Origin of the sequence: Nocardioides sp., assembly GCF_047607365.1 — a bacterium.
Taxonomy (GTDB): Bacteria; Actinomycetota; Actinomycetes; order Propionibacteriales; family Nocardioidaceae; genus Nocardioides.
The window spans coordinates 1-3,249 of the sequence record NZ_JASGDD010000031.1 but is presented as its reverse complement, the minus strand read 5'-3'; the positions used below and the strand labels follow the sequence as shown (position 1 = coordinate 3,249).

4 protein-coding genes are annotated in these 3,249 nt (G+C 72.7%); 3 read left to right on the top strand and 1 reads right to left on the bottom strand.

Going from position 1 to position 3,249, the window contains the following annotated elements:
* The coding region (locus QM572_RS02730; RefSeq protein WP_415089769.1) for an aldehyde dehydrogenase family protein at positions 1 to 203 on the bottom strand (203 nt) is incomplete at its 3' end.
* A 103-nt stretch (positions 204 to 306) separates the two neighbouring features.
* On the opposite strand from QM572_RS02730, the gene QM572_RS02725 reads away from it, so the two are divergent.
* From QM572_RS02725 to QM572_RS02715, 3 genes are all read left to right on the top strand, one after another.
* Positions 307 to 1,356 carry an ABC transporter permease gene (locus tag QM572_RS02725; RefSeq protein WP_415089767.1) on the top strand — a complete coding sequence of 350 codons (1,050 nt, stop codon included), beginning with the start codon at positions 307 to 309 and terminating at the stop codon, positions 1,354 to 1,356.
* Between the two features lie 9 nt (positions 1,357 to 1,365).
* A complete protein-coding gene (locus QM572_RS02720) occupies positions 1,366 to 2,463 on the top strand; it encodes a sugar ABC transporter substrate-binding protein (protein WP_415089765.1) in 1,098 nt (365 codons plus the stop codon).
* Positions 2,460 to 3,249, top strand: a 790-nt coding sequence (locus QM572_RS02715; RefSeq protein WP_415089763.1) for an ATP-binding cassette domain-containing protein, incomplete at its 3' end; no start/stop codon positions are given. The genes QM572_RS02720 and QM572_RS02715, both read left to right, overlap by 4 nt.

Here is a 3,249-nt window from a genome sequence, read left to right as displayed (position 1 = left end):
TCGTACGGCGCCGCGGCCCAGCTGCGCTGCGCCCTGGCCGCCGCCGCGCAGGCCCGGTCGACGTCCTCGGAGGTGGCCAGCCCGAGGCGCCCCAGCTCGGCGCCGGTGGCCGGCTCGATCACGGCGTAGTCGCCGCCCGAGCCCTCGGTGAACTCGCCCAGGAAGATGGCTCGGTCCCACAGCTTCGCGTCCAGCAAGGTCATGACTCCGACCGTAGTCACGCCCGTCGGGAGCATGATCATGCTCCGTTCCATCGGGTGGAACGCGACGATTGCCGGACCCGCCGGGGCGGCCGAGGCTCGATCCATGGCGAACGCCGAGACCCACCATCCCCTCGCCCGCGGCTCCCGGGCCCGCCCCGGCCGCGACTGGCGACGCGTCCTGCTGCGCGACGAGCTGGGGGTGGTCATCGTGCTCGCCTGCCTCGTCCTCGTGGTGGGCGTCGTGCATCCGCCGTTCCTCACCTCGCGGAACCTGCTCTCGACCGCGCAGAGCTCCTCCTACGTCTGCCTGATGGCGTGCGGGATGGTGTTCCCCCTGGCCATGCGCGACGTCGACCTCTCCGTCGGCGGCAACTACGCGCTGGGCATCGTCCTGGGTGCCGAGCTCATGGTGCACGGCGTGCCGCCCTGGCTCGCCGCGGTCGCGCTGATCGCGACCTGCACGGCGCTCGGGGCGCTCAACGGACTGGTCACCACCCTGATCGCCGCACCCTCGTTCATCGTGACGCTCGCCAGTGCCCTGCTCTTCCGCGGCGCGGCGCTCGCCATGGCCGACGGCCGGCAGATCGCCGGCCTGCCCGGCGACGACAGCTTCTTCACCGTCGCGGGCAGCGACATCGCCGGCGTCCCGACGGCCGTGTGGACGGTCCTGGTCGTCACCGTGGTGCTCGCGGTCGTCTTCACCCACACCCGGTTCGGCGCGCAGGTGCGGGCGATCGGCTCCAACCCGGAGGCGGCGGCCTACGCCGGCCTGCCCGTCGGTCTCACCCGGATCGGAGCGCTGGCCGTCTCCGGCCTCACCGCGGGCATCGCGGCCGCGCTGGCGCTGGCGTTCTTCATGGCCGGCGACCCGACGATCGGGCAGGGCTACGAGCTGACCGCCATCGCGGCCTGCATCATCGGCGGGACCCCGCTCATGGGCGGGCGCGGCTCGGTGCCGGGAGCCACGATGGGCTCCCTGATCCTCAGCGTCGTGGCGACGTCCCTCGTCTTCTTCCACGTCCCGATCAACTGGACCACCTTCGCGACCGGCGCCGTCATCCTGCTCGCCGTCGCCCTCGACGCCGGCCTGCGGAGATCTCGGGGCCGTGGCCTGCTCCCCCGGCAGAAGTCCACCGCCGGACCCACCCCCTGAGGAGAAGCAATGACGCATCCATCCAGCCCATCCACGAGACGCCCGGCCCGCCGGCGGCTCGTCGCCGCGAGCCTCACCGCGGTGCTGCTCGTGCCGCTCGCCGCCTGCGGCAGCTCGTCGGAGACCGACGAGGCCTCGGACGGCGGCACGCTGCACCTCGGCATGGCGGTCGCCAACATCAGCCTCAACTTCGCCTCGTCGATGGCCGACGGCGCGAAGCAGGCCGCCGCCCACAACACCGGTGTCAAGCTCCAGGTCGTCGGGCCGCCGAACACGGACGGGCCCGCCGAGCAGAAGCTCTTCTCCGCGCTCGGCCAGACCGCGACGGACGGCATCGTGCTGGAGAACCTCGACCCGCCCATCTTCACCCGCCCCTCGGCCCAGCTCATCGACTCCGGCGTGCCCGTGATCGCCCTCGACACCTCTCCGACCGACGGCAGCAAGATCGAGACGTACGTCGGCAACGACAACTACGCGCTCGGCGCGATGCTCGCCGAGCAGGCGATCGAGCGTCTCGGCGACAACCCGACCGGGGAGATCGTCGTGGGCGTGCCCAACCCGGGCACCCCGGTGCTCGACAGTCGTGCCCAGGGCATCATCGACACCTTCGCGAAGGAGGCGCCCGGCGTCAAGGCGCTCGGGCCCTACCAGACCTACAGCGACCCCGCGCAGAACTACGGCGCCTGGCAGTCCCTGGTCAACGCACATCCGGACGCGCTCGCCTATCTCGGCGTCGGCGACGCGGACAGCTACGACCTCGCCAAGATCAAGCAGGCCCAGAAGGGCAGCTACCTGGTGGCGGGCTTCGACGTGGACGCCAAGACCCTGGAGTACGTCAAGGAGGGCGTCCTCTTCTGCACCCTCGACCCCGAGCACTTCCTCAAGGGCTACATCGCCATGCAGCTCCTGATCGACAACGCCCGCGGCACAGCGGCGCCGAAGGGCTGGTTCGAGACCCCCGGCCTGGTCGTCGACGCGAGCAACATCGACGCGATCCTGACCCGGCAGCAGTCGCCCGAGGACGCGTACTCCTACTACGAGGACCAGATCAAGGAGCTGCTCGCCGACCCCGAGGCGCAGATGAAGCCGCTCGAGGACGCACGATGACCGAGGCCGTCCTCGCCGCCCGGCAGGTGTCCAAGCGGTACGGCGGCGTGACCGCGCTCGCCGGGGTGGACCTCGCCCTGCGAGCCGGGGAGGTCCACGCGCTGGTCGGCGAGAACGGCGCCGGCAAGTCCACGCTGGTCAAGGTCCTCTCGGGCGTGGTCCGGCCCGACGAGGGCGAGGTGCTGCTCGACGGGACGGCGGTGTCGTTCGGCGGCGCGCGCGACGCCCGGGGCGCCGGGATCGCCTTCGTCGCCCAGGAGCTCAGCGTCTTCCCGGACCTGTCGGTGCGCGAGAACCTCTTCCCGGTCGGGGCAGACCGGCGGTTCGGGCTCGTCCGCCGGCGGCGCCTCGACGAGCGCGCCGCGCCGGTGCTCGCCCGGCTGGGCCTGCGCGTGCCCATGCACGCTCGCGCCGGGGAGCTGCCGCTGGCCGACCAGCAGCTCCTGGAGATCGGCCGTGCGCTGCTGCAGCGGCCCCGGGTCCTCATCCTCGACGAGCCCACCTCCGCCCAGCCGCGCGCGGCCGTCGCGCGCCTGGAGCAGGTGCTGCGCACCCTGGTGGGCGACGGCCTGGCCATCCTCTACATCTCGCACTTCCTCGAGGAGGTACGCCGGCTGGCCGATCGGATCACGGTGATGCGCGACAGCCGGGTCGTGCTCGACGGGGAGCCCGCGGGCGAGGTCTCGCTCGACCAGCTGGTGCAGGCGATGATCGGTCGGGCCGTCCCGCCGGCGGCCCGGCGCGCCGCGGCCGCCGCCACGACGACGCCCGCCGGCGAGGGGGCCG